Origin of the sequence: Limnobacter olei (assembly GCF_029087225.1) — a bacterium.
GTDB classification, from domain to species: Bacteria; Pseudomonadota; Gammaproteobacteria; order Burkholderiales; family Burkholderiaceae_B; genus Limnobacter; species Limnobacter olei.
In genome coordinates this window covers 1-25,482 of the sequence record NZ_JARFJD010000014.1, presented here as the reverse complement: position 1 = coordinate 25,482, position 25,482 = coordinate 1, and the positions used below count along the sequence as shown (strand labels likewise).

The window sequence follows — 25,482 nt, the reverse complement described above, 5'->3', positions numbered from 1 at the left end:
ATCGAGCTTTCACGTGCCTTTCGACATCAATTTAGTCTACGTAGCTTCTGGCCTGGCGGTCGGCCTTCTGGTCGGCCTGACCGGTGTGGGTGGTGGCTCGCTGATGACGCCATTGCTCACCGTGTTGTTCGGCGTACCCGCCACAACCGCAGTGGGTACCGACCTTGCCTTTGCCGCAATTACCAAGGGTGTTGGCACGGTGGTACACCGACTGCGCAGCACGGTGAAATGGAAAATCGTAGGCTTAGCGTGTTTGGGCAGTGTGCCAGCATCTTTGATCACCATTTCGATTTTGCATGGCTTGGACATTCAAAATGCCGGCAAAGGCAGTCCAATCGACGTATTCATTCGCTGGTCGATTTCGTTCTGCGTCATGCTCACGGTATTTGCCCTAATCTTTAAAACAAAAATTGTTCATTGGGTGCAACACAATCCAAAAGCGCAGTTGCAAGACAAAACACGTAGCGTATCAACGGTAGCCGCATTCGCGGTGATTGGCACCCTGGTTACCGTGTCTTCCATCGGTGCTGGTGCAGTTGGAGTCATGGCTTTATTCATGTTGTACCCACATTTGAAGGCATCGGAAATTGCGGGTACTGATATCGCTTATGCTGTGCCCCTTACCACTGTTGCGGCCTTTGGCCATTTCAGTTTGGGCACAGTTGATTTTGGTTTGTTGGGCGCACTGCTGATAGGGTCAATTCCTGGTATCACAGTGGGCAGTTATTTAAGTCGCGCAGTGCCTGAAAAGTTCTTGCGCGGGGTATTGGCCACGACCCTCACCGCCGTGGCCGCAAAACTGGTGATGTAAATGTACAAATACGACGACTACGACCACGCCCTTGTACGCGAACGTGTGGCTCAGTTTCGCAACCAAACCGAGCGCTTTTTGAAGGGTGAACTGACGGACGAAGAGTTCCGCCCCCTGCGCCTGCAAAACGGCCTGTACATTCAGCGCCATGCGCCCATGCTGCGCGTGGCCATTCCTTATGGCCTGCTGGGTGCAAAACAGTTGCACAAGCTTGCCGATATTGCGGCCAAATACGACCGCAACTACGCGCACTTCACAACGCGCCAGAATATTCAATACAACTGGCCTGCACTGGAAAATGTACCGTCCATTCTTGCTGAACTGGCTGAAGTTGAAATGCACGCCATTCAAACCAGCGGCAACTGTATTCGCAACACCACCAGCGATCCGTTTGCAGGTATTGCGAAAGACGAATTTGTAGACCCACGCCCATTCTGCGAATTGATTCGCCAATGGAGCACCTTCCACCCCGAGTTCGCTCACCTGCCTCGCAAATTCAAGATTGCCGTGAATGGTGCTGCCGTTGATCGCGCTGCCGTGCAAGTGCACGACATTGGTGTGAATTTGACCCGCAATGCAGCTGGCGAAGTGGTAGCCCAATTGCTGGCGGGTGGTGGTTTGGGTCGTACACCGGTGATCGGCTCTGTCATCAAGAACGACCTGCCCTGGCAGGAACTGCTGACCTACATCGAAGCGGTGATGCGCGTGTACAACCGCTATGGTCGCCGCGACAACCTGTACAAAGCCCGCATCAAAATTCTGGTGCGTGCCATTGGCCCGGAGGAATTCGCCAAGCAAGTTGAAGAGGAATGGCAACACATCAAGGGTGGTGTATCGGTCATTCCCCAGAAAGAATTTGACCGTGTTTCATCTTTCTTCACGGCCCCCGCCTACGAGCAATTCAGCGCCGAGCAAGTGGCCACCATTGCAGAGCAAAACCGTGGCCTGCGCGCCAAGCATGTGGGCTTTGATCGCTGGCTAACACGCAATGCACGTGAACACCGCCAGCCCGGTTATGTGGCTATCAGCATTTCACTGAAGCGCCCCGGCATTGCCCCTGGCGATGCCACCACCGATGAAATGCACTTGATTGCTGACTTGGCCGAGCAGTATTCATTCGGTGAACTGCGGGTTACACACGAACAAAACTTTGTGCTGTCTGATGTGGCTGAACAGGACCTATTCGAGTTGTGGAGCACGCTGAAAGAGCACAACCTGGCCATGCCCAACATTGGCTTGGTCAGCGACATGATTGCCTGCCCGGGCGGTGATTTCTGTTCACTGGCCAACGCCAAATCCATTCCGATTGCCTTGGGTATTCAGGAAGCCGTGGACAACCTCGATTACCAGTTTGACCTGGGCGACCTCAGCCTGAATATTTCCGGTTGTATCAATTCATGTGGTCACCACCACATTGGCAACATCGGTATTTTGGGTGTCGATAAAAACGGTGAAGAGTGGTACCAGGTTACGCTGGGTGGCCGCCAAGGAAACAATGCATCCATCGGTAAGGTGATCGGCAAATCGTTTTACGCGGAAGACGTACCCGGCGTGGTCGTGAAGTTGCTGGAAGTGTACGTGCGCGAGCGCCATGAAGATGAACTGTTCATCGACACCCTCGACCGCATTGGTGCAGAGCCCTTCAAAGACCACGTGTACGCCAACAAGGAGGCTGCATAACATGGCAAACCCAGTAAAAAGCGTCATTGTCAAACCACTGAATGGCCAAGCGTCTATTGTTGCCAATGAATTCGTTGTCGTCGAAACAGGTACAGCTGAAGCGCCTGTGGCAATTCCCTCCGAGGGCAAAGTGCTGGTGCACCTGTCTGTTTGGGAAGCCAACAAGGCTGAGCTCTCAGCACGCGCACAGGCGGGTGACCTGGGTGTTTACCTGAACCCTGAAGACAACCCGGAACAATTGCAGGGCGACGTGAATGTGCTGAAGCTGATTGCATTTCACTTCCCGGTGTTCAAGTTTGGCCAAGGCTACTCAGGCGCTTACCTGCTGCGTGCGCGCTATGGTTTCAAAGGCGACATTCGCGCATTTGGCGATATTTGGCGGGACCAGTTTTTCTACCTGGCGCGTTGTGGCTTCACGCAATTCGATATCAAGGAAGGCAAGTCGCTTGAAGACGCACTGAATGCGTTTTCCGATTTCACCATCCCATACCAAACCAGTGCCGACGGCTCGCTGCCTGTTTTCAATCGCAGGGCAGCCGCCGCGGGAGCATAAGTATGAATGCAGTGAACACTTCACGCTTTCACAGCGTTGAAGCAGCCCCCGACAACAGCGTTGCACTGGAACAACCGATTGCGGTGTTTCGTGGCCCGCACCAACCCGCCACCGACATTGCAGACAAGGTACAGGCGCTAGAAACCCTGTTGACCCAAGCCGCGCAAGAGTTCGACAACATTGCACTGGCCAGCAGCCTTGCTGCTGAAGACAATGTGTTGTTTGATGCGATTGCGCGCCTGAAGCTGAACATTCGTGTATTCAGCCTGAATACAGGTCGCCTGCACCAGCAAACCCTGGATGTCGCCCCTGCACTGCAAGCCAAATATGGTCAAACAGTGCAGTGGTTTGAACCACAGGCGCAAGCCGTTGAAGCCTACGTGAACACCAAAGGCCGCGATGCCTTTTATGAGAGCACTGCGCTGCGCAAAGAATGCTGCGGTATTCGCAAGGTAGAGCCTTTGGCGCGTGCCCTTCAAGGTGCTAAAGCGTGGGTAACCGGCCAACGCCAGGCGCAGGCAGCCACTCGTGCCGCCTTGCCGGTGCGCGAATTCGATACTGACCGCGGTATTGAAAAATTCAACCCGCTGGCTGACTGGAGCGAGGCCGATGTGTGGACCTATGTTCGCCAGTTTGATGTGCCTGTCAACAAGCTGCACTTCGAGGGTTTTCCGTCGATTGGTTGTGAACCCTGCACCCGCGCCATCACCATTGGTGAAGACATTCGGGCGGGCCGCTGGTGGTGGGAAGACCCAAGCAGCAAGGAATGCGGTTTGCACAACGCCAACCTGAAAAAATGAACTGAATTCAACCATTGAAGAACACAAGTCGAGAACAATCATGAGCACGCAAGTGAGCACGCAAAAACACACCATGTCCCACCTGGACTGGCTTGAAGCAGAAGCAATTTACATCATGCGCGAAGTGGCCGCTGAATGCGCTCGCCCCGCCATGTTGTTCTCAGGCGGCAAAGATTCCATCGTGATGTTGCGCCTTGCAGAAAAAGCATTTCGCCCCGGCAAGTTTCCATTTCCCTTGGTGCACATTGACACCGAACACAACTTCCCGGAAGTGATCGAGTTTCGTGACTGGAAAGCCAAGCAATTGGGTGAAGAACTGATTGTGCGTTCACTGGAAGGCTCCATCAAAAAAGGCACCATTCGCCTGCCGCACCCCGACGCTTCACGCAATGCGTTTCAAAGCGTCACACTGCTTGAGACCCAGGAAGAATTTGGCTTTGACGCACTGATGGGCGGCGCACGCCGTGATGAAGAAAAAGCACGTGCGAAAGAACGTATTTTTTCGTTCCGCGATGGCTTTGGTCAATGGGACCCAAAAAACCAGCGTCCAGAACTTTGGGACCTGTACAACACCCGCGTTCACCCCGGCGAACACATGCGCGTGTTCCCGATTTCCAACTGGACTGAACTGGACGTGTGGCAATACATTGAACGCGAAAAGCTGGAACTGCCCAACATTTACTACGCCCATGAACGCGAGATTATCGAGCGCAATGGTTTGTTGGTGCCTGTTACCGAGATGACCCAACCCAAGGCCGGTGAAACTGTCACAACGCGCACGGTGCGTTTCCGTACTGTGGGCGACATTACCTGCACCTGCCCAGTGGCCAGCACTGCAGCCACGCCAGCTGAAATCATTACTGAAACAGCGGTGACCGACATTACCGAGCGCGGCGCAACCCGCATGGACGATCAAACTTCCGAGGCCTCCATGGAGCGCCGCAAGAAAGAAGGTTATTTCTGATCCCCGGGCCTACGAGAAACACACGCGCGAAACAAACAATGAGATGAATACCATGAACGCAATTAACGAAGCCCTGAAACTAAGCACCCAAGACCACGGCGTGCTGCGCTTCATCACCGCTGGTTCTGTCGACGACGGAAAGTCCACCCTGATTGGTCGCCTGCTATTCGACAGCAAAGGTATTTTTGCTGACCAGCTTGCCGCCATTTCCAAGGCCAAAAACAAACGCACTGCAGGCGACACCATCGACTTTTCATTGTTAACCGATGGCTTGGAAGCCGAGCGTGAGCAAGGCATCACCATCGACGTGGCTTACCGCTACTTCGCCACGCCTGCGCGCAAATTTATTGTGGCCGACACACCGGGCCACGAGCAGTACACCCGCAACATGGTGACTGGTGCATCCACAGCCGACGTAGCGATTGTGCTGGTCGACATTACCCGCGTTACTTTTGAAGAAAGCACAGAAGGCTTGAAAGCCACGCTGCTGGCCCAAACCAAACGCCACAGTGCAATTGCTGGCAAGCTGGGTATTCCCGCCATTTTGTTTGCCGTGAACAAAATGGACCTGGTTGATTTTGATCAGGCCAAATTCATTGCGACTGAAAAAGCCGTGCGAGAACTGGCTGTTACCGTTGGCGTGCAAGAGGCGCTGGTGCTTCCTATCTCCGCCCTCACGGGTGACAACGTGGTCACTGCCAGCCCCAAAACGCCTTGGTACACCGGCCAGCCCTTGCTGCCCATTCTGGAAAACATTCCCAGCCGTGCTGACCGCGCGGAGGCTGCTCACAAAGTGGGTTTCCGTTTCCCGGTGCAGTTGGTGGCACGCCACGATGGTCACAAAGCTGAAGACTTCCGCGGCTACATGGGCCGCGTTGAAGGTGGCAGCGTGAAAGTTGGCGACACTGTGGTGGTACATCCTTCAGGCCAAAGTGCGGTAGTACAACGCATCGTGTTTTTGAACGATGATCTGCCTGAAGCCCACCTGGGCCAGTGTGTAACACTTGTGCTGGATCGTGATGTGGACGTGTCCCGGGGCGACCAAATCGTCAGCCAGGGCGACACTGTAAACCACGCCCCGGTGAAGGCATTGACGGCCGACATTTGCTGGCTGGACAATGAGCCATTGAACCCCGCACGCAAGTACTGGATCAAGCAGACAACTCGCCAAACCCAAGCCAAAATTAAATCGGTGAACCTGGTGCTCGACATTCACACCCTGCTGCACGGTGAAAGCACCAAAACGGTGCAAATGAACGACATCGCACAGATTGAATTGGTGCTGGCCCAGCCCATCGTGGCGGATTTGTACACCGAATGCCGTGCAACAGGCAGTTTTATCCTGATTGACGGTGCCACCAACCAAACTGTGGCCGCTGGCATGATCGTTGCAAAGAACTAAGCAACGACCCTTCACCCGGTTGTTGGTTGCTTGTTCTTAAATAGGGACTTTTGAGATGGGACGCGTTGTATTGATTGGTGCAGGACCTGGAGCGGAGGATTTAATCACCGTTCGCGGCCTGAAGCTGTTGATGCAGGCAGACTGTGTGTTTTACGACGCGCTGGTCAGTCCCTCTCTTCTTTCTGAAGCCCGCTCCGATGCCAAGCTTGTCGCCGTTGGAAAACGCTGCGGCAAGAAATCCACTGCACAACACTTCATCAACAAACAGCTTGTTGAAGCGGCTGAGAAATACCACTTGGTTGTGCGCCTGAAAGGTGGCGACCCCATGGTATTCGGCCGTGCTGACGAGGAAATCACCGCCTTGAAAACCGCGGGCCACACCGTTGAAGTGGTACCTGGTGTGACTGCTGCACTGGCCGCGGCCAGCAGCCTGCAAGCCTCACTCACCCTGCGTGGCGTAGCCCGCAGCCTAACCTTGACCACCCCGTCCGTAGGCGCCGATGAAGTGCCCAGCACCGAATTGTTCACAGGCACAGAAAACGACACCGTGGCTGTGTACATGGGTTTGCGTCAGGCCGGGCCTTGGGCTTCCGCCTTGCTTGAAAAAGGCCGCAATCCCAACACTCCGGTCATTCTATGCGAGAGCGTTTCATTGCCCGCCGAGAAATTCACACCTCTGAACCTGGGGAAGTTGCCGTCGTTTTCTGCGGAACAACTCACCGATGGACCTTGCCTTATCCTGATTGGCCAAGCACTGGCCAAAGCGCAAGCTGAATTGCTCGCCAGTAATAAAAACCCAGCCAATATTGAATTGACCGGGTCTTTATTCGGATCGAACAAAGCCGCTTGATCGTCGGTAAAGCGGATTTAACCCGCCGCGGCCTCGCACTTCTTCATGAATGAGTTCTTGGCTGCACCGGCCAGTTTTTTACCATCTTTGCCCACAGCACGCTCTTCGCAGCTGGCCTTGTTCTCAGCCAGGCACTTTTTCATGAACGAATTTTTTGCAGCACCCGCCAAGGGCTTACCCTCTTTGCTCACAGCCTTGGCCTGACAAGCGGCCTCAGTCGATTGTGCGTAGGCGGGAATGGAAAAACACAGCGCAGCCAACAGCAACCATTTCTTCATGTTGTATCTCCAGTTGTTTTGATTAAACCTGCTGAACAATTTCAGTGGCAATTGCTTGCCACACTGCATCCCACTGACCCACAGCTGTTGTGGCTTCAATGTTCAAACCCGGGTGTCGGGCTTTCATTTCAGCCATGATCACCGGGAAATCATTTTTCAAGTGTCCGCCCCGACCAAAAAAAATAGGCACCACTTGAATGTGCTTCACCCCACCTTGCGCCATGCAATCCACGGTATCAGGCAAGCTGGGGGCCATCAGTTCCAGAAAGGCCAGCTCTACCTGCACACCGGGCAACTGCGCCACCAACAGGCTCTGCAAATGTTTCATGGGCTCGGCCCACTGCGGATCGCGTGCACCGTGGCCAAACAACACGATTGCTTTATTTCCGGTACTACTCATCGGTTCCTCAATACATTCAAAGTGCGCCAAGGCGCAGGCTGCGACACCCACCACAATGCCCCCATACCCACCGCAAATCCCAGCAGGCTGGGCAAGGCAGCACTCACAAACGGCGGGAAGCTGGCCACCATGCTGAGGTGAGAAAACAGGTTGTTGACCAAATGGAAACCCACGCCAATCATAATGCCCGCAAACACCTTTACGCTGACACTGCCCGAGCGGAAATGCAGGTAGGCAAACGGCAGCGAGATCATCATCATGATGAGAATGGCAAACGGATACATTATTTTTTTTGCAAAGGCCAAATCAATGTTGTCAGTGGCCTGCAAATTACTGCTCAGGAATTTCGAGTAGTTGTACAACTGCCAGGCGCTCATGCGGTCAGGGCGGACGAATAAACCCGTGAGCAACTCTGGGGACAAATTCGAGCTCCAGCGCATGGTGTCGAGTGATTCAAATTCACTGGCCTGAATGGTTAAACCGGCGCGCGCCGCATTGGGGTTGTTCACTGCCTCATCAAAATAACGCTGCAGCAAAACATTGCGCAACTCCCAATCTCCACTGTTTGGATCAAATTTGGCGCTTTCAGCGCGAACCCAAGCGCGAATTCTGGATTCAGGATCGAGCTCATAGTATTCAAGTTTGAGCAATTCGCCGTCTTTGTTGAACGAATCAAAATTCACGAAACGCACCCTCGACTCTGCATCAGGGGCGCTGTAGGTGTCGCGCATCCAGTACCCACTGCGGAAATCTCGGTCTACCTCATAGCCCAAGGCCTTGGCACGCATGGGCACTGCGGCCCTTTCAGCCAAGGGTGCCACGCCCTCGCCAAACAACACCGTAATCACCACCACTCCCGCTGCAATTCGCACCAGCATTTTCAGCATGCTGGTGGTGCTTAAGCCCGCAGCTCGCATGGCGGTGAGTTCACTGCTGGCGGCCAATTGAACCAGCGCGTATATGGAACCAATCAATGCCGCAATGGGTGCAATTTCGTACACGCGCGCAGGCAAGCCCAACAACACAGCGATGAAGTAATAAAACCAGCTGGTGCCAGGCAAACTCAAACGGTCTACCTCGGCGATCAAATCGAAAAACGCAAACAAACCCACAAAAGCCACCATCACGAAGCTGATGGCTTTGTACAGTTCGCTGCGAAAATACACCAGCAGCGAATGGGGAACCTGAAATGGTTTTTTCATCGCTTGATCTCCTGGCCTGCCACCACGTCTTGCAAGTCAAGGGCACGACCCGGTCTGCGCCAGCGCAACAGAGGCGCACCTGCAGGGCGGTTGCGCTTCACCATCAACAGGTAAAACATCAGCAATACGCTGGCATGCGGCAGCACCAAGGCAACCCAAAAATCAAGGGTTTCCTTGGTGACCATGCTTTGGGTGACCGACACAACGTTGCTGTAGGTGAGATAAATCAACAGGGCAAAAAGCTGGTTCAATGAATTGCCGCCGCGCGGATTGACAAAGGCCAGTGGAATGGCCAGCAGACCAAGTGCCAGGGCGGACAAGGGCAAGCTGATTCTCCACAACAGTTCGCCCTGGGCGGCTGGTGAAAAATCGGCGATCAACAAATCGACTCGACGATGTTGCAACTGAAAGCTGGGGGCCGCACCCAATGTGTTGTCAATGGCCAAGCCATAGGTTTCAAACTCGGTGCTGGTAAATCGCTCACCGGTGGCGTCCAAAGTAGCGCGGCGCCCACCACTCAACACCAGGTAGGGCTGACCGCCGGCATCCACTTCCACGCTGCCACGTGCAGCCGAGACGACTGTGCGAGTATCGCCCTTGGAGTCGACCACAAAAACGTTTTCGACCTGCTTGGTCACTTCAGATTGACGTTCTACGAAAAACACGCGGTTGCCTTCGCCTGATTCCCTGAACTGCCCCGCGCTGACCTTGCTGACATCGCTTCGCTTGGCAAACCGGTCTTTCGCTGCATCCAGCTCGGCTTTGGCCCAAGGGGTAAGCCATACAGAACACACCATGGCCAGCACGGTGAGCGGCAGGGCAAACCGGACCACTGGCCGGACCAGCGAGAACAGGGAGACACCCGAGGCAAACCAGGCAGTCATTTCCTGTTCCTTGAAGGCACGCGACACCACCCCCATAACTGCAATAAACACGGTAATCACCAAAGCGGCTGGCAGGTATTGGAGCCCACCCAACAAAATAAGTGTAAACACTTCGGCATTGTCAACCTTGCCGCCCGCAGCCTGACCCAGGGTACGAACCAGCACAGTGGTCACAATGATCGTAAACAGGGCCACGAAGGTGGCACCCGCGGTTTGAGCGAAGTCTTTTCGAAAAGTGGATCGAAACAGCATGCAATGCAGGTGGGCTGTGCTTTGACTCGCCAACCCAGCTTGTTAATAATGGTAGATTGTCGCATGCATTCGTTTTGAATGGTCGAGCATTAATCGCAAGAAGGAACACCATGACAGCAACACCCGCCACGCCCAAAGCCAAAAAACCAGCCACACCCCGCACTTCCAAAAAGGCAGCGCCCACGCCACCGCCCATGTTCAGCTTCAAGGCAGGTACGGGCGCTGTTGCCAAAGTGACTGCTGGCGGGCCGGTGCCGACCAAGGGTTGCGATGTGGCGGTGGTTGCGGTGTACAAGGATGGCGAACTCACCGCCGCCGCGAAACGGGCGGACATTGACACCGAAGGCTTGGTGGCCAATGCCTTTAAAACCGATAAAAACCTGGGAAATGCTGGCAGTTGCCGCGTGGTGTTCAACACCGCGAAAGCCGGCGCGCCTGTGTACGTGCTGGTGGGTCTGGATGAAGCCGAAAAGCTGAACACCAAAACCCTGCGAAAAGCCACCAGTGCTGCCTGCGAAGCACTCAAAGGCCTGAAGCCTGCGAAGGTGTTTTTCGCCGTGAACCAAGAAGTGCCTAAGAAAAGCAGCGACAAGGAAATTGCGGCTCTGTGCGCACGCACCATTGCCGAGAGTTTTTACAGCTTCTCAGCCTGCAAAAAGCAGGAAGACGAAGCAACGCTACCACCTGCCTTCGAGCTGGCCTGCACCAAATCCACCCAGGAGGCTGTTGAAAAAGGCGCAGCCATTGGTCAGGCAATCGGCAATGGCATGCAGTTGACGAAAGACCTTGGCAATTTGCCTGGCAATATTTGCACCCCGAACTACCTGGCTGAAACAGCCAAAGCCCTGGCCAAGCAATACAAGCTGGGCGTCGAAGTGCTGGACCACAAAAAAATGGAAGCGCTGGGCATGTTCAGCCTGTTGTCGGTGGGCAAGGCTTCCAGTGAACCCCCCAAGCTGATTGTGCTCAAGTACAACGGCGCAAAAGACCCCAAAGAAGCTCCAGTGGTGCTAGTGGGCAAAGGCATTACCTTTGACACCGGCGGCATTTCCCTGAAGCCCGGCGCTGGCATGGACGAGATGAAATACGACATGTGCGGCGCAGCCAGCGTGTTGGGTACCATGAAAGCCGCCGCTGAAATGAAGTTGGCCCTGAACCTGATTGTGGTGGTGCCTACGGCAGAAAACATGCCGGCCGGCAACGCCAGCAAGCCCGGTGATGTGGTGGTGTCCATGAGTGGTCAAACCATTGAAATTCTAAATACCGATGCGGAGGGCCGCCTGATTCTATGTGACGCGCTCACCTACGTTGAGCGGTTCAACCCCGCCGCTGTGGTCGATGTGGCCACCCTCACCGGTGCCTGTATTGTGGCGCTGGGCCACGTCAACAGTGGCTTGTTCAGCCCCGATGACGACCTGGCCAATGAATTGTTCAAGGCGGGTCAAAACGCATTGGACACAGCATGGCGCATGCCACTGGACGAGGAATACCACGAGCAGCTGAAAAGCAATTTTGCCGACATGGCCAACATTGGTGGCCCACCCGCAGGCAGCGTTACTGCCGCCTGTTTCCTGCAAAAGTACACCAAGGCGTACAGCTGGGCGCACCTGGACATCGCGGGCACAGCCTGGTATTCAGGCAAGGCGAAAGGTGCAAGTGGCCGCCCGGTTCCTTTGCTGGCCGAGTTTGTCATGAAGCGTGCAAAAGCCTGAGGGTTGTGAATTGACCCGAATTGACTTTCACCTCAATGTTTCAGACCACCTGCTATACACCTGTAGATTGATTCGAAAGGCGTACGGCAGTGGCCTGAAAATTGTGTGCTATAGCACCCGCCCCGAGGTACTCGAAAACCTGGACAAACTGTTGTGGACTTTCTCGGAAGAGGACTTTTTACCCCATGTGGTCAGTGGCCACCCTGGTGTGGCCGACACGCCCATTGTGTTGACCGACAAAGCCGATGACATTGCCCATTACGATTTGTTGATTAACCTGGACGAGCAATGGCCACCGTTTTTTGCCCGGTTTGAACGCTTGGTCGAAATTGTGGGCACCGACGAAGACAACAAGGCGCTGGCACGGCAACGCTACAAGTTCTACAAGGAACGGGGTTACCCGTTAAATACCTTCGATCGCGCCAACGGTTAATTACGGGTTAAGGACAACAACATGAGTGAACATTTCGATGGCGGCCCGCCCTTGTTGACTGAGGTGATTGAATCGGGTTTGCGGGAAATTGAACAATCCACGGGCAGTCGCATGGGTGGCAACTTGAGCGACCCGCAAATTGAAATTTTGCGGGCACAGTTGCCTGAGCTATTCGAACGCGCCCTGCTCCGGATCAAACCCCAGCTGATGCAAGAGTTTGAAAAAGTGGTGCTGGACGCGCTGAAAAAATAATCAGGTTCTAAACACCTGCACAGACTGTGTCAGGTTGCCCGCCAAATCTGAAATTTGCTGGGCCACATACTTGTTTTGCGCAATGGCCGCTGTGTTTTCCTCGGTCATTTGTGCAACGCGTTCTACGTTGCGGCTAATTTCCACACTCACATTGCTTTGCTCTTTCATCGACACGGTTATGGCCTGAATGGCTTCATTCACTCGGTCTGCATTGGCCTTGATCTGGTCGATGGTTCCAGACACTGAATCCGCCTGCTCAATACCCTGCTTGACCATGCCCACAGAATCTTCCATCGATTTGGAAGCCTGCTGGGTAATACTCTGAATTTGAAACACCATGGTTGAAATGCGCTCGGACGAGCCTTTGGTTTGCTCGGCCAGTTTGCGCACTTCATCGGCCACCACAGCAAAACCACGACCGCTTTCGCCCGCACGTGCGGCCTCAATGGCCGCATTCAACGCCAGCAGGTTGGTGCGATCGGCAATGTCGGTAATGGTTGAAATAATCTCAGAAATTTCATTGGACTGCTGCTCAAGCGAGCGCACCGTGCTGGCACTGCCTTGCACCGAGCTGGCAATTTTCCGAATGCCTTCCACCACCTGGCCCAAAGTGACGCTGCCTTGATCGGCCGAATGCTTGGCCTGCATGGCTGTGTGAGAGGCATCGTTGGAGTTCTCAGTGATCTGGCTGATCGACACGGTCAATTGCTCGACTGCCGCAGCCATGGACGACGTGGCATCCGCCTGCTCAGAAGCCGCCTTGTTCATCTCATCGGAAGAAGTACGTACGGCACTTGCACTCTCAGTCAATGAGGCAGTGGAACCACGAATACCCTCAATCAAACCACGCAAATTGGTTTGTGCCTTGCCCAGAGCAAGCAAAAGCCCGTCCACTTCGTCTTTGCCCTCAACCTTGATGTTGCTGTTCAGCTTGCCTTCAGCCAAAGCATTGATGTGGGTTGTGGCGGTACCCAGCTTTCGCTTGAACATACGGGAAATCAAAAAATTCAATAACAAACCGGTGAACAACGCAAACAATGTAATGGCCACGGTAATCCAGATGGATTGTTGGTAAACACCCTGACTGGCCTCTTGGCGCACTTTCAACAAGCGATATTCCTCATCCTCGATCTTGGCCAGTGTTTCACGCATCTTGTCCATCAGCGGCTTGCCCGGCGTGGAATCCACCAAAGCGTTGAAATCCTCTGGGGCCATGTTGCCCTCAATCACTAAGCGCTTGGCGTCGATCAACGGATCAATCACTGAATTCAGCCAGGTGCGATAGTGGGCATTGAATAAACGCAATTCCTCCGTCACCACCGAGTTGTGCGCTGTGAGCTCAGAAGCCTTGTCCAAGTGTTTGCGAACCTGCTCCTTCCCCTCGTTGTATGGAGTCAGGTAAGCTTCGTCACCACGCAGCAAAAACCCGCGCTCGCCAGTTTCAATGTTCAACAGGTTCTCTCGCACACCCAACACATTCTCTATCACCTCATGGGTGAATTCGTTTTTGGCATTGGCATCCATAATCCGCTTGCTGTTAAACACACCCAAGCCGCCAACCACCACGCCCAGCACAATTACTGTGACCAGGCTGGCACTGAATTTGGCACTAATGGAACTCAACATGAGACACCCCTCTTTGAACTGTCATTGGTTTACAACATAACGTTGTATTTCTAAAAAAGCCTCACTCGAACAGGGCTGATAGAAGCGAGCCACCCAGTCGGACGTATGAATATTGTGCGGTACGGCGGGTCACCTGAAATTGGGGAATAAAGGGGCTTTCCTGCCCCAGACCAAACAACTCAAAGCCGGCAAGGCACCCGCAAACGCTATAATGTCGGGCTAAGCCATTGTTGACGTTGTCCATTTTCAAGTACCACTGCCATGACCCTAGCCAAAAGTTTTGACCCGAATGCAATTGAACAACACTGGGGCCCGGAATGGGAGCGCCAGGGCCATGCCAAGGCCACGACCGTCGATGGCAAGCCCGACTTTTGCATTCAACTGCCCCCACCCAATGTAACGGGCACCCTGCACATGGGCCATGCGTTTAACCAAACCATCATGGACGGGCTAACGCGTTATTACCGCATGCGTGGCCACAACACCTTGTGGCAACCCGGCACCGACCACGCGGGCATTGCCACTCAAATTGTGGTTGAACGCCAGTTGGCAGCCAAGAACATTACCCGCCACGATTTGGGCCGCGAAAAATTCGTGGAAAAAATTTGGGAATGGAAAAACGAAAGCGGCAGCAAAATTACCGAGCAAATGCGCCGCATGGGTGCCAGCGTAGATTGGCAGCGTGAGTACTTCACCATGGACCCCACCTTGTCCAAATCGGTTACTGAAGTGTTTGTTCGGCTGTTTGAACAAGGCTTGATTTACCGCGGCAAGCGCTTGGTGAACTGGGACCCGGTACTGAAAACAGCGGTGTCTGATCTGGAAGTGGAAAGCGTTGAAACCGAGGGTCACTTGTGGGAATTGAAATACCCGCTGGTTGAGGCAGACCCGGTGAAAGGCCTTACTCACCTTACAGTGGCCACCACGCGCCCGGAAACCATGCTGGGCGATTCGGCGGTGATGGTGCACCCCGAGGATGAACGCTACCAGCACCTGATTGGCAAAAAGGTACAGCTGCCTTTGTGCAACCGTGAGTTGACCATCATTGCCGACGAATATGTAGACAGTTCATTTGGCACGGGCGTGGTGAAAGTCACCCCTGCCCACGATTTCAACGACTACGCGGTGGGCCAGCGCCACAAACTTGAGCTGATCAATATTCTTACTCTGGACGCAACCATTGCAGAAAACGCCCCCGCAAAATACGTGGGCATGGACCGCTTTGTGGCCCGCAAACAGATTGTGGCTGACCTTGAAGAACAAGGCCTGCTCGGTGAAATCAAACCCCACAAACTGATGGTGCCCAAGGGCGACCGCACCGGCGTGGTGATTGAACCCATGCTGACCGACCAGTGGTTTGTGGCCATGACCAAAGTGGCCGAAGGCGATGCCACCGGAAAAAGCATCACACAGAAAGCCATCGACGCCGTAGAACAGGGTCAGGTGAAGTTTGTGCCCGAGCAATGGGTGAACACCTACAACCAGTGGCTAAACAACATTCAAGACTGGTGTATTTCCCGCCAATTGTGGTGGGGCCACCAAATTCCGGCCTGGTATGGCGACCACGGCGAAGTTTTCGTTGCCCGCACCGTGGAAGATGCACGCAGCAAGGCTGCGGCCGCTGGCTACACGGGCGCATTGAAGCGCGACGATGATGTACTGGACACTTGGTTCAGTTCCGCCCTGGTACCCTTCAGCACACTGGGCTGGCCCGATGAAACACCGGAGTTGAAACACTTCCTGCCCTCTTCGGTATTGGTGACAGGTTTCGACATCATCTTCTTCTGGGTCGCCCGAATGATCATGATGACGACCCACTTCACTGGCCAGGTGCCCTTCCACACCGTGTATGTGCATGGTTTGGTGCGAGATGCTGAAGGCAAGAAGATGAGCAAATCTGTGGGCAATACGCTGGACCCGGTTGATTTAATTGATGGTTGCGATTTGGACACCTTGCTGGTTAAACGCACCACCGGTTTGAGTAAGCCACAAGATGCACCAAAAATCGAGAAAAAAACCCGCAAGGAATTTCCGGAAGGCATACCCGCCTACGGTGCCGATGCGCTGCGCTTTACCTTTGCAAGCCTGGCCACTTTGGGCCGCAACATCAACTTTGACCAGAAGCGTTGCGACGGTTACCGCAACTTCTGCAACAAGCTGTGGAACGCCACCCGCTTTGTGTTGATGAACACCGAAGGGCAAGACTGCGGCCTGAGCGATCATGATGCAGACGCATGCACACCCGGCGGCTACCTTGATTTTTCACAAGCCGACCGCTGGATAACAAGTACCCTTCAGCGCGTGGAAGCCGATGTAGCACAGGGGTTCGAGAACTACCGCTTCGACTTGATTGCGCAAAGTATTTACCAGTTTGTGTGGGACGAGTACTGCGACTGGTACCTTGAAATTGCCAAGGTGCAAATTGCCAATGGCACCCCCGCCCAACAACGTGCCACCCGCCGCACCCTGGTACGCGTGCTGGAAACCATATTGCGCTTGGCCCACCCGATTATTCCGTTCATTACCGAAGAACTTTGGCAAACAGTCAGCGTGGTGGCGGGCCGCCGAGAAGAAGGTGTGCAAGCCAGCCTGATGACCCAGGCTTACCCGGTCAGCGTGCCCAGCCGCATTGACGAAAAAGCTGAAAACTTTGTGGCCCAGCTGAAAGCCACGGTAGACGCCATTCGCGCACTGCGCGGCGAAATGGGTTTAAGCCCGGCAGAAAAAGCACCGCTGATTGCCAGCTGTGAAGGCAATGCCGAGCAACGCGCATTTCTGGAAAAAACCGGCCCGGTATTGGCTGCGCTGGCCAAGCTGAGCAAAGTCGATGTGGTTGATTCACTGCCCGCAGACTCCATGGCGCCCGTGCAAATTGTTGGCGAACTGAAATTGATGCTGCACATTGAAATTGATGTGGAAGCCGAGCGTGCCCGCATTGGCAAAGAAGCAGAAAAAATTCGTATTGAGATTGCCAAGTGCAATGGCAAACTGGGCAACGCCAGCTTTGTGGACCGTGCACCCGCAGCAGTGGTGGATCAGGAAAAAGCCAGGCTGGCCGAATTCAGCGCTTTGCTTGAAAAGCTGGAGAGCCAACTAAATAAGTTGAAATGAGTCGAAACGAGTTGAAATAGGCACAAAAAAAAAGAGCACCGAAATGAACCATTCGGTGCTTTTTTATTCACAATCTCTGAGTAATCAGCAACCCGCAGTGCACCTGCCCTTGCCATCAAAACTCATGGTTTTGTCACTCAACGGCACGTACACAGGCACCTTGCTAGCCTTCATGAATTGCTCGGTTTTTGTACCCGCAATTACCTTGCCATTCTGGGTGGCCACTTCATTGGCATGGCTCGCAATGACAGCTTTGGGCTCTACCAACTCATTCACCACATAAGCCGCTTCCCGCGGACCAGTGGTGAAGGTGTCACCGATGTTCATCACAGCCAATTGCGGTTTGTAGTATTCACCCACCACTTCTTTTTGTTCGCCAGTGATACCCGTGTCGCCACTCAGGTACACCGTTAAACCATTGCTGAACTTGACCACGTAGCCAGTGGCGGGGCCAGCATAGGCCGTGATCCCTGTTTCTTTCAGCATATCGCCCAATCGTTGCCCCACAAAATCACCCGCAATCCCGTTGCTGTGCGCAGCGGGCACGGTGGTAATGCCCACACCGTTGATGGTTTGCATGGCGCCGAAACGCACCAACACTGAATTTTTCTCGTCACCGCCCGCTTGCTTTAGTTTGGCCGCAAAGAAGGAAGGCATTTCACTGCCAGTCACAATTTTTGCGCCGGTTTTTACAGCAATGTTCACACTGTTGGAGTTGGGCAAAGCGCTGGCGGAAATATCGGGTTTGTCACAACTGCCTGCATTGGGAGCTGGGTTGTGCCGGTCGCCCAAGTGGTCACCGTGCATGTGGCTCACCAACACCACATCAATTTTTCCCAAGCGGGGGTCTTCAGCACCCGCCACTGTGCGGCCCGCATCGTACAAAATCCGGGTGCCATTGGGATCTTCAAAAATCATGGCTCGGTCAAAGCGACAAAACTCGCCCTGCTGGCCACCCAAAGGGGTCACTTTGACCAAGCCTTGGGCGGGAGCCTGCGCCTGCACGGCGAGGGGAAACACACATAACAGTGGGATTGCGCGAAGGAAGGAAGGAATTGTCATACTGCGACCTGCTTACATCAAGGTTGATACACTTCAAAGACTTTACTCAACAGACTCATTTCACCTGCTTTCTCTAGCTCGGCTTTGACCTTGGCATATTCATAGATTAAGTCAGCTGCACCGAGCCCAAGGGACTTCCAGGGGCGATACAAGCGATGATCAAGGAGTGTATACGCAATAGACTCGCCACTCAACGCCAATTGTGGCCGGGTACCCAAGCCCACCATAGACCACTTTTCAAACATGGGCTCTTCGGTGGTCTCAGACACCAGCAGACGAATGTCAGAATGCCGGGGGTCTTTCACTATCTTTTTATAGACTGAACTCACCGCCTCCCGGGGGCCTTCAAGGCACTGCATAAACTCCATGCCATTGCACAACAGCAGGCCCTCGATACCCAGATTTCGGTTGTTATGAGACGCCTGCTCACACAATTGCTCAAAGGCCAGGCGATCAAAACCAGGCACTTGAACCGATGTGTAAATTAGTCTCAGCATACAATTCCCAGAATTTGTGTATGACAATCATATGACGCCCGTGGCCTAATCTAACTAACCAGAACGGGGTAGTCAATTTGGACGAGAATAAACCTTTGCGGTCTTGTGCATGCGGTTTCTTCCCAAAAACTGGATCCAGTCCTCGCTGTTTCGTGGCAAAGGACTGGCCTTGCTTTGATAAGCCGTGGGATTTTGGCTGGGCTGTGTGGCCAAGCTGGTCTGCATCAGCTGCACACTTTGTTCCAGACAAGCCTGCAAGCCTGTTTTGGTTTTCATCAGCTCCACACAAAGCTCATCTGGGCACATACGCACCACACCAAGCTTCAACAGCGGCTTTCTCGGAAAGTCTTTCAGGTTCCAGGTGAGCAAACCGACCGGTTGTTGCAATTCGTGCCGCAGAGCCAAGGCCGATGCAGCAACATGGCGGTCTTTTTCATCCACCTGCCGAACATCAGCCAGATAAGGTTCGTGATTTTGCGGCAACAGCACAGCTTGTAACCGGCCAGGCAAGGCGCGGCGCTCGTGGTTCGCATCGTCGGCATGCAAGCGCCCCAACCGAACCAAATTTCGGTAACACTCGTTTTCGATGTGGGGAGTCCAATACAAGGTGGCCTGCCTGCGCTCGGCCAGCGCAACCATCAGCCAACGGGTCCATTCAGAGAACAGCACATTGGCGTCAAGCAACCAATGTTGTGGCACCTCGGGCTTGCCGAGAACAACGCTCACCAGGTGCCGGCCGGTTTAACGGCGCTTCATGTAGAAAACGAACGAGCCAGACTGATCAGCCTGCTCTACCAATTCATTGCCGGTCTGTTTGGCAAACATGGCGAAATCCCGCACCGAGCCCGGATCGGTGGAAGTCACTTTGAGCACCTGGCCGCTTTGCATTTCTGCCAAAGCCTTCTTGGTTCTCAAAATGGGCAGCGGGCAATTCAATCCGCTGGCGTCTACTTCACGGTCAAAATTCATGTCTATTACTCCTGTTTGTGTATCGCTCACTGCTTTTTAGTTGGCTTTTGAGTTGGCTTTTGAGCTTACTTCTGATTTTTCACTATTTTAATTCAATCCAGTTAACAGGCAGCTGACGGGCGCTTAGCCAGTCGGCCATGGCCAAACCCGTGCCCATGCGCCACGGGCGCAATTCGGCGGGTTCTACCAGCTTGTAGTCCGCCAGTTCTTCCGACAAGCTAACTTGCCCCACCGCCTTGATGTGATAACAAATGATCACTTCATTTTTCATGGGGAAGGGATACACCCCAATCAAGCTGCTTTCAACTGCATCCAGATTGGTTTCTTCCTTCAATTCGCGAATGGCACCTTGCTCAGGTGTTTCATTGCGTTCCAGAAAACCGGTAATCAGCGCATAAAAATGTGCGGGCCAGGCCACATTTCGGGCCAGCAGCACCTTGCCTTCATACTCCACAAGCGCAGCCACCACGGGAACTGGGTTGCCCCACTGCACAAAGCCACAGGCACTACAAGCCATGCGTTGCTGACCGGAATGTTGCAGCTCGTGCAGCTTGGTGGCGCACATGGGGCAGTACTGATAAACGGCTTTGCTCATAGTACGCCTCGGTCTGATTACTGACTTGCTTCTTATTTGTTCTTAACCCAGTCCACAACACTGGCCAGCGCGGCATCCAGATTTTCCGGCTGTGTGCCACCTGCTTGCGCCATGTCGGGTCGGCCACCGCCTTTGCCGCCCACTTGTTGGGCCACAAAGTTCACCAAATCACCGGCTTTCACTTTCGCAGTGGCGTCTTTGCTGACGGATGCAATCAGGCTGACCTTGCCTTCCAGCACGGTGGCCAGCACCAAGGCCGCATTGCCCAGTTTGTCTCGCAGTTTGTCGGCCGCTTCACGCAACTGTTTAACATCCGCACCTTCAAGCTTGGCGGCCAGCACTTTGACGCCGCCCACATCCACAGCCTGCCCAGCCAAGTCATCGCCCTGACTTGCAGCCAGTTTGCTTTTAAGGCGGTCCAGTTCTTTTTCCAGGTTTTTCACTTGATCCATGATCTGGCCAATTTTCGCGGTCGCCTCGGCTGCAGGCACACGCAAACTTTGCGCGATTGCATCCACTTGGGCCTGCGCTTTCTGGGCAAATTCCATGGCACCCAGGCCAGTGGTGGCTTCTACACGGCGAATGCCTGCGGCCACGCCGCTTTCGCTGGTGATCTTGAACAAGCCAATATCGCCAGTGCGCTGCACGTGGGTACCGCCACACAATTCGCGCGATGTTCCGATATCAAGCACACGCACCGTGTCGCCGTATTTCTCACCAAACAACATCATGGCACCCGCACTTTTTGCGCTTTCAATGTCCATGATGCGGGCTTGCGTTTCTGCATTGGCCAGAATTTCTTCGTTCACAATGCGCTCAACCTGCGCGATTTGCTCGGGCGTCATGGCGCTGTGGTGGGCAAAGTCAAAACGGGTTTTTTCCGCATCCACCAATGAGCCTTTCTGGCTGACATGGTCGCCCAGCACTTCGCGCAAGGCTTTGTGCATCAGGTGGGTGGCGCTGTGATTGCGAATGGTGCGGTTGCGCTGGTATTGATCAACCTGTGCGCCAACTGCATCACCCACTTTCAATTCACCAGTCACCAACTCGCCATGGTGGCCAAACACATTGGCTTGAATCTTTTGCGTGTCTTCAACACGGAACAAATTCAGGCAAGCTGAGCCACTTGAAATTTCACCCTGGTCGCCCACCTGTCCGCCGCTTTCTGCGTAGAAAGGCGTCTGGTCCAGTACCACAACACCTTGCTGCCCGGCAGTGATGCTGTTCACTGAAGTGCCGTTCACATAAATGGCGGTGATTTTGGCGTTGGCCACTTCAAGCGCGTCGTAACCCCTGAATTCCGTGGACACGCCGCTGTATGCAAGGTCAGCATCCATCTTGAACTTGCCAGCGGCGCGGGCCTGCTGCTTTTGCTTGTTCATGGCTTGATCAAACGCGGCTTCGTCCACACTCATTTCGCGTTCGCGGCACACGTCAGCGGTCAAGTCCAGCGGGAAGCCATAGGTGTCGTGCAATTTGAATGCAGTTTCGCCATCCAGCATGCCACCCTTGGGCAGGGCACCCAACGCAGAATCCAGAATGGCCATGCCGTTTTCAATGGTCTCGAAGAATCGTTCCTCTTCTGCCTTAAGAATGTTCTGTACCTGAGAGGCAGCCTTGGCCAGTTCGGGGTAGGCTTCGCCCATTTCACTGACCAAATCACCCACCAAGGCATTGAAGAATGGTTTGCGGCAACCCAGCTTGTAGCCATGGCGAATGGCGCGGCGAATAATGCGGCGCAGCACATAGCCGCGGCCTTCGTTGCCGGGAATAACACCATCGACTACCAAGAAAGAACAGGCGCGGATGTGGTCGGCAATTACACGCAGGGAATTGTTGGTCAATTCAACGGCATTGCCTTGGGCGGTCACCTCGCGCGCAGCGGCTTTGATCAGAGTTTGGAACAGGTCGATTTCGTAGTTGCTGTGCACATGCTGAAGCACCGCAGCAATGCGCTCCAGGCCCATGCCTGTGTCCACGCAGGGCTTGGGCAGCGGGTGCAATACGCCGTCGGCACTGCGGTCAAATTGCATGAACACCAGGTTCCACACTTCAATGTAACGGTCGCCATCTTCTTCAGGGCTTCCGGGTGGGCCGCCCCACACTTCCGGACCATGGTCATAAAAAATTTCGGTACACGGACCGCACGGGCCTGTGTCGGCCATTTGCCAGAAGTTATCTGACGCGTAACGCGCGCCCTTGTTGTCGCCAATGCGAATGATGCGCTCGGCGGGTACACCCACCTGTTTGTTCCAGATATTGTAAGCCTCGTCATCCTCTTGATACACGGTGACGTACAGGCGTTCAGGCGGCAATTTATACACGGTGGTCAGCAATTCCCACGCATACTGAATTGCGTTTTCCTTGAAGTAATCGCCAAAGCTGAAGTTACCCAGCATCTCGAAGAAGGTGTGGTGGCGCGCTGTGTAGCCCACGTTTTCAAGGTCGTTGTGCTTACCGCCCGCGCGAACTGAACGCTGGCTGGAAGTGGCCCGTGTGTAGGGGCGCTTGTCTTTGCCGGTAAACACGTCTTTGAATTGCACCATGCCACTGTTGGTGAACAACAGGGTGGGGTCGTTGCCCGGCACCAGGCTGCTTGAAGCCACCTTCGTGTGGCCCTTGCTGGCAAAGAAATCAAGAAACTTTTCGCGAATATCAGCGACTTTCATGTTGGGGCTACCTTCCTGAGTAAAGCGGCATGCGGTTTTTGGTTTAACCCTCGATTATAAGGTCATTCGATCCGTAAAAAGCCCTTTTACACCCAAGGCTTGCAGCGTTTTCGCCTGTTCCGCATCGTTCACCGTGTAAACCCGAACCACTCGCCCGGTGGTGTGTATGCGGCGCAATGCCGTGGGCTCCGCCCCGCTCCAGTGCAAATGAATGGCACTGGCTCGCAGCGCGTCGGCATGCAGTACCCAGTTGTCGGGCAGTTGCTCATACAACAAGGCCAGGTCATAACCTTTTAGTGGCAACAGGCTTGCGTGGTAAAAACTGGAAAACACCCAATGTTTGCGAACGTGTTCCTGTTGCTCGATCGGCAAAGTGTGTATCTCTTTTAGCACCGCCTTGCCCAAAGCAATTGCATTGCGTGGGTTCGTGGCTTTCAATTCCACATTGGCGCGCATGCCATGCTTTAAACAGAACTGAATGGTTTGGGCAAGGCTGGGGATGGGCTCGCCCTGCACCGAGTAGTGCCGAAGGTCGCGAGCACGAAGACTGTCAAAACGGGTCAGCGGATCGGTGGCTGCCATGGCCGGGTCAACCGACCGCGCACAACGCCCCATCACCCAGTCGTGGTGAATCATGGGCACGCCATCAGCGGTCAGCATCACATCAAACTCAACAGCCTTGAACCCGGAATTTAATGCAATCTCAAAACCTTTCAGCGTGTTTTCAAGCTCGCCTTTTCCGCTACCGCGGTGTGCCCACAATTCCATTTTTATTTACCCTGACATTGTTAGGCCTTGACCTAGACTGAACTTGGTCAAAGCAAAATAATTCAATTTATAAATGGTTATCCCGGAACTTCAACTGTTTTAATGCAGTCCCCCCTAGTGGTAAGGTTAATGGATAGTGCATTGAACAGGGAGGGCAATGTCTGCGTTCTGGCAAAACACAATTAGCCAAGCGATACGATTACGGCAAGAGTTACACAGCCAGCCTGAATTAAGCTGGCATGAAACACGCACCGCTCAAAAAATAAGAACAACGCTCAGCGAACTGAATATTAACTGGTCCCCATGCGCGGGCACCGGCACCTTGGCGCGTCTGAATATGTCGGCCACTGCATTCAGTGCACCCCACATTGCCTTGCGAGGCGACATTGATGCCTTGCCAATTGAAGAACAAACCGGCAAAACCTGGGCGTCCCGGCAATTGGGCTGCATGCACGCCTGCGGGCATGATGGCCACACCGCAACCCTACTGGCCACAGCCCAATACTTGAAAAGTGTTGAATACACCTTGCCTGGACCAGTCACCCTGATATTTCAGCCCGCAGAAGAAGGCGGACACGGTGCGTTGCGTATGATTGAAGATGGCGCTTTGGATGGCATTGACGAAATTTACGGCTGGCACAATTGGCCTGCCATACCTGAAGGCCAACTGGTTTGCCCTGACGGGATTGTGATGTGTGGCAACGGTACTTTTGAAATTACCGTGACAGGCCAAGGCGGCCATGCCAGCCAACCTGAACTATGCCGCGACCCTGTGTTGGCGGGCAGCGCCATGGTGCAAGCCTTACAACAGGTGGTAGCGCGCAGGCTTTCGCCTCAACAAACCGCTGTGCTTAGTGTTACCTCATTTAACGCACCCAGCGGGCCCACGGTTATCCCTCAACAAGCTGTGCTGGGTGGCAGCATTCGCGTGCCCAACAACGCCACCCGCGAACAGATCAATGCGCTCATTGTAGAAATTGCGGAGCACACAGCGCACGGTCACGGTGTAAGGGCGGAAGTCAAGATTGAACCGCGCTACAACGCCACCATCAACCATGCCGCTCAGGCAGGCAAGTTAAGGGCCGCTTGGCGTGCAGTGATGGGCGACGCGGCCTTTGACGTTGCCACACCCCTGCCAATTATGGCCTCGGAAGATTTCAGCTATTACCTGCAGGAAATTCCGGGTGCTTTTGCCTTGGTGGGTGCAGGCAAGAAAGGGGAGGAATCCTTCCCCTGCCACAGCCCTTTCTACGACTTCAACGACGCCTTGATTGAACCGGTTTCCCGCCTTTACGCGCACCTGGCAGGCGCCCCCGACCCAACACACAACAACAAGGAGTGATGTGAATGAACATGCAAATTTTTGAGCGACGAGAAAGCGATGTGCGCGGCTATAGCCGCACCTATCCAGTGGTATTTGACAAGGCATTGCAAAACCTGCGGCATCTCAGACACCATCATCATCACAAAAAACGGTTGCGAATCATTTTTTTCCCTCGACCGCGATTTCACCGTGAAGCCTGAAAAAAATGTTCACACGCTCAGTGCAGTGAACACCACACCCGGCAAGAAAAAAGCGGCCACTGACACCGTCACTGACACAAATACGCAGGAGGACCAAGCTGTATGACCACTGCCATGCTCACATCAACCAACCCATTCACCGGCGAAAAAATCAGCGAACACCTCGCATTGCGTATTCTGGTTGAAAC

General features: G+C 54.0%; 25 protein-coding genes. 13 read left to right on the top strand and 12 right to left on the bottom strand.

Annotated elements, in window-relative coordinates:
• The first annotated feature begins 25 nt into the window (after positions 1 to 25).
• From PY990_RS09515 to cobA, 7 genes are read left to right on the top strand one after another with little or no spacing between them, the layout of a single operon-like run.
• Positions 26 to 811, top strand: a complete 786-nt coding sequence (locus PY990_RS09515; RefSeq protein ID WP_275271499.1) for a sulfite exporter TauE/SafE family protein — start codon at positions 26 to 28, stop codon at positions 809 to 811.
• Positions 812 to 2,491, top strand: coding sequence for a nitrite/sulfite reductase (locus tag PY990_RS09510; RefSeq protein WP_275271403.1), 1,680 nt, complete (start codon positions 812 to 814; stop codon positions 2,489 to 2,491). It abuts the gene before it with no gap.
• 1 nt (position 2,492) lies between these two features.
• On the top strand, positions 2,493 to 3,044 hold the full coding sequence (locus tag PY990_RS09505; RefSeq protein WP_275271402.1) for a DUF934 domain-containing protein: 552 nt from the start codon (positions 2,493 to 2,495) through the stop codon (positions 3,042 to 3,044).
• A 2-nt stretch (positions 3,045 to 3,046) separates the two neighbouring features.
• The gene (locus PY990_RS09500; RefSeq protein ID WP_275271401.1) at positions 3,047 to 3,844 is read left to right on the top strand and encodes a phosphoadenylyl-sulfate reductase; all 798 of its coding nucleotides are present in this window, start codon (positions 3,047 to 3,049) and stop codon (positions 3,842 to 3,844) included.
• 40 nt (positions 3,845 to 3,884) lie between these two features.
• Entirely contained in the window at positions 3,885 to 4,808 is a 924-nt protein-coding gene (gene cysD / locus PY990_RS09495; protein ID WP_105027150.1) for a sulfate adenylyltransferase subunit CysD, read from the top strand.
• 52 nt (positions 4,809 to 4,860) lie between these two features.
• The gene (locus tag PY990_RS09490; protein ID WP_275271400.1) at positions 4,861 to 6,210 is read left to right on the top strand and encodes a sulfate adenylyltransferase subunit 1; all 1,350 of its coding nucleotides are present in this window, start codon (positions 4,861 to 4,863) and stop codon (positions 6,208 to 6,210) included.
• A gap of 55 nt (positions 6,211 to 6,265) precedes the next feature.
• Positions 6,266 to 7,060: a uroporphyrinogen-III C-methyltransferase gene (gene cobA / locus PY990_RS09485; protein WP_275271399.1), complete on the top strand. Its 795-nt coding sequence runs from the start codon at positions 6,266 to 6,268 to the stop codon at positions 7,058 to 7,060.
• 17 nt (positions 7,061 to 7,077) lie between these two features.
• Here cobA and PY990_RS09480 read toward each other — a convergent pair whose 3' ends face one another.
• From PY990_RS09480 to lptF, 4 genes are read right to left on the bottom strand one after another with little or no spacing between them, the layout of a single operon-like run.
• Complete coding sequence (locus PY990_RS09480) at positions 7,078 to 7,338, bottom strand: hypothetical protein (RefSeq protein WP_275271398.1); 261 nt, start codon at positions 7,336 to 7,338, stop codon at positions 7,078 to 7,080.
• Positions 7,339 to 7,360: 22 nt separating this feature from the next.
• Positions 7,361 to 7,738: a sirohydrochlorin chelatase gene (locus PY990_RS09475; RefSeq protein WP_275271397.1), complete on the bottom strand. Its 378-nt coding sequence runs from the start codon at positions 7,736 to 7,738 to the stop codon at positions 7,361 to 7,363.
• On the bottom strand, positions 7,735 to 8,940 hold the full coding sequence (gene lptG, locus PY990_RS09470) for an LPS export ABC transporter permease LptG (RefSeq protein ID WP_275271396.1): 1,206 nt from the start codon (positions 8,938 to 8,940) through the stop codon (positions 7,735 to 7,737). The genes PY990_RS09475 and lptG overlap by 4 nt, the downstream gene beginning before the upstream one ends.
• Positions 8,937 to 10,076 (bottom strand): LPS export ABC transporter permease LptF, encoded by a 1,140-nt coding sequence (lptF, locus tag PY990_RS09465; RefSeq protein ID WP_275271395.1) that lies wholly within the window; start codon positions 10,074 to 10,076, stop codon positions 8,937 to 8,939. Before lptF ends, lptG begins: the two co-directional genes overlap by 4 nt.
• A gap of 110 nt (positions 10,077 to 10,186) precedes the next feature.
• Between lptF and PY990_RS09460 the strand changes: the two genes are divergently transcribed.
• The 3 genes from PY990_RS09460 to PY990_RS09450 are packed head-to-tail and all read left to right on the top strand — an operon-like array spanning position 10,187 to position 12,473.
• Positions 10,187 to 11,788, top strand: a complete 1,602-nt coding sequence (locus PY990_RS09460) for a leucyl aminopeptidase (RefSeq protein WP_275271394.1) — start codon at positions 10,187 to 10,189, stop codon at positions 11,786 to 11,788.
• Between the two features lie 10 nt (positions 11,789 to 11,798).
• Positions 11,799 to 12,221 (top strand): DNA polymerase III subunit chi, encoded by a 423-nt coding sequence (locus PY990_RS09455; RefSeq protein WP_008252027.1) that lies wholly within the window; start codon positions 11,799 to 11,801, stop codon positions 12,219 to 12,221.
• Between the two features lie 21 nt (positions 12,222 to 12,242).
• On the top strand, positions 12,243 to 12,473 hold the full coding sequence (locus PY990_RS09450; RefSeq protein WP_275271393.1) for a hypothetical protein: 231 nt from the start codon (positions 12,243 to 12,245) through the stop codon (positions 12,471 to 12,473).
• Here the strand turns inward: PY990_RS09450 and PY990_RS09445 are convergent, their stop codons facing one another.
• Positions 12,474 to 14,099, bottom strand: a complete 1,626-nt coding sequence (locus tag PY990_RS09445; protein ID WP_275271392.1) for a methyl-accepting chemotaxis protein — start codon at positions 14,097 to 14,099, stop codon at positions 12,474 to 12,476.
• A gap of 261 nt (positions 14,100 to 14,360) precedes the next feature.
• Between PY990_RS09445 and PY990_RS09440 the strand changes: the two genes are divergently transcribed.
• Positions 14,361 to 17,210 carry a valine--tRNA ligase gene (locus PY990_RS09440; RefSeq protein WP_275271391.1) on the top strand — a complete coding sequence of 950 codons (2,850 nt, stop codon included), beginning with the start codon at positions 14,361 to 14,363 and terminating at the stop codon, positions 17,208 to 17,210.
• Between the two features lie 84 nt (positions 17,211 to 17,294).
• On the opposite strand, the gene PY990_RS09435 is transcribed toward PY990_RS09440, so the two are convergent.
• The 7 genes from PY990_RS09435 to PY990_RS09405 all read right to left on the bottom strand — a co-directional run bounded on the left by PY990_RS09435 (position 17,295) and on the right by PY990_RS09405 (position 23,770).
• Complete coding sequence (locus PY990_RS09435) at positions 17,295 to 18,272, bottom strand: MBL fold metallo-hydrolase (RefSeq protein WP_275271390.1); 978 nt, start codon at positions 18,270 to 18,272, stop codon at positions 17,295 to 17,297.
• A gap of 17 nt (positions 18,273 to 18,289) precedes the next feature.
• Positions 18,290 to 18,769, bottom strand: a complete 480-nt coding sequence (locus tag PY990_RS09430) for a BLUF domain-containing protein (RefSeq protein ID WP_275271389.1) — start codon at positions 18,767 to 18,769, stop codon at positions 18,290 to 18,292.
• 72 nt (positions 18,770 to 18,841) lie between these two features.
• Positions 18,842 to 19,495, bottom strand: a complete 654-nt coding sequence (locus PY990_RS09425; protein WP_275271388.1) for a PIN domain-containing protein — start codon at positions 19,493 to 19,495, stop codon at positions 18,842 to 18,844.
• Positions 19,496 to 19,510: 15 nt separating this feature from the next.
• Positions 19,511 to 19,738, bottom strand: a complete 228-nt coding sequence (locus tag PY990_RS09420) for a sulfurtransferase TusA family protein (protein WP_008252019.1) — start codon at positions 19,736 to 19,738, stop codon at positions 19,511 to 19,513.
• 82 nt (positions 19,739 to 19,820) lie between these two features.
• Entirely contained in the window at positions 19,821 to 20,333 is a 513-nt protein-coding gene (locus PY990_RS09415) for an NUDIX domain-containing protein (RefSeq protein WP_275271387.1), read from the bottom strand.
• 32 nt (positions 20,334 to 20,365) lie between these two features.
• Positions 20,366 to 23,002 (bottom strand): alanine--tRNA ligase, encoded by a 2,637-nt coding sequence (gene alaS, locus PY990_RS09410; RefSeq protein WP_275271386.1) that lies wholly within the window; start codon positions 23,000 to 23,002, stop codon positions 20,366 to 20,368.
• Positions 23,003 to 23,056: 54 nt separating this feature from the next.
• Positions 23,057 to 23,770, bottom strand: a complete 714-nt coding sequence (locus tag PY990_RS09405; RefSeq protein ID WP_275271385.1) for a glycerophosphodiester phosphodiesterase — start codon at positions 23,768 to 23,770, stop codon at positions 23,057 to 23,059.
• A gap of 157 nt (positions 23,771 to 23,927) precedes the next feature.
• Here PY990_RS09405 and doeB2 point away from each other — a divergent pair, with 157 nt between their 5' ends.
• Positions 23,928 to 25,112 carry a N(2)-acetyl-L-2,4-diaminobutanoate deacetylase DoeB2 gene (gene doeB2 / locus PY990_RS09400; protein ID WP_275271384.1) on the top strand — a complete coding sequence of 395 codons (1,185 nt, stop codon included), beginning with the start codon at positions 23,928 to 23,930 and terminating at the stop codon, positions 25,110 to 25,112.
• Positions 25,113 to 25,117: 5 nt separating this feature from the next.
• A complete protein-coding gene (locus tag PY990_RS09395) occupies positions 25,118 to 25,294 on the top strand; it encodes a hypothetical protein (RefSeq protein ID WP_275271383.1) in 177 nt (58 codons plus the stop codon).
• The last annotated feature ends 188 nt before the right edge of the window (positions 25,295 to 25,482 follow it).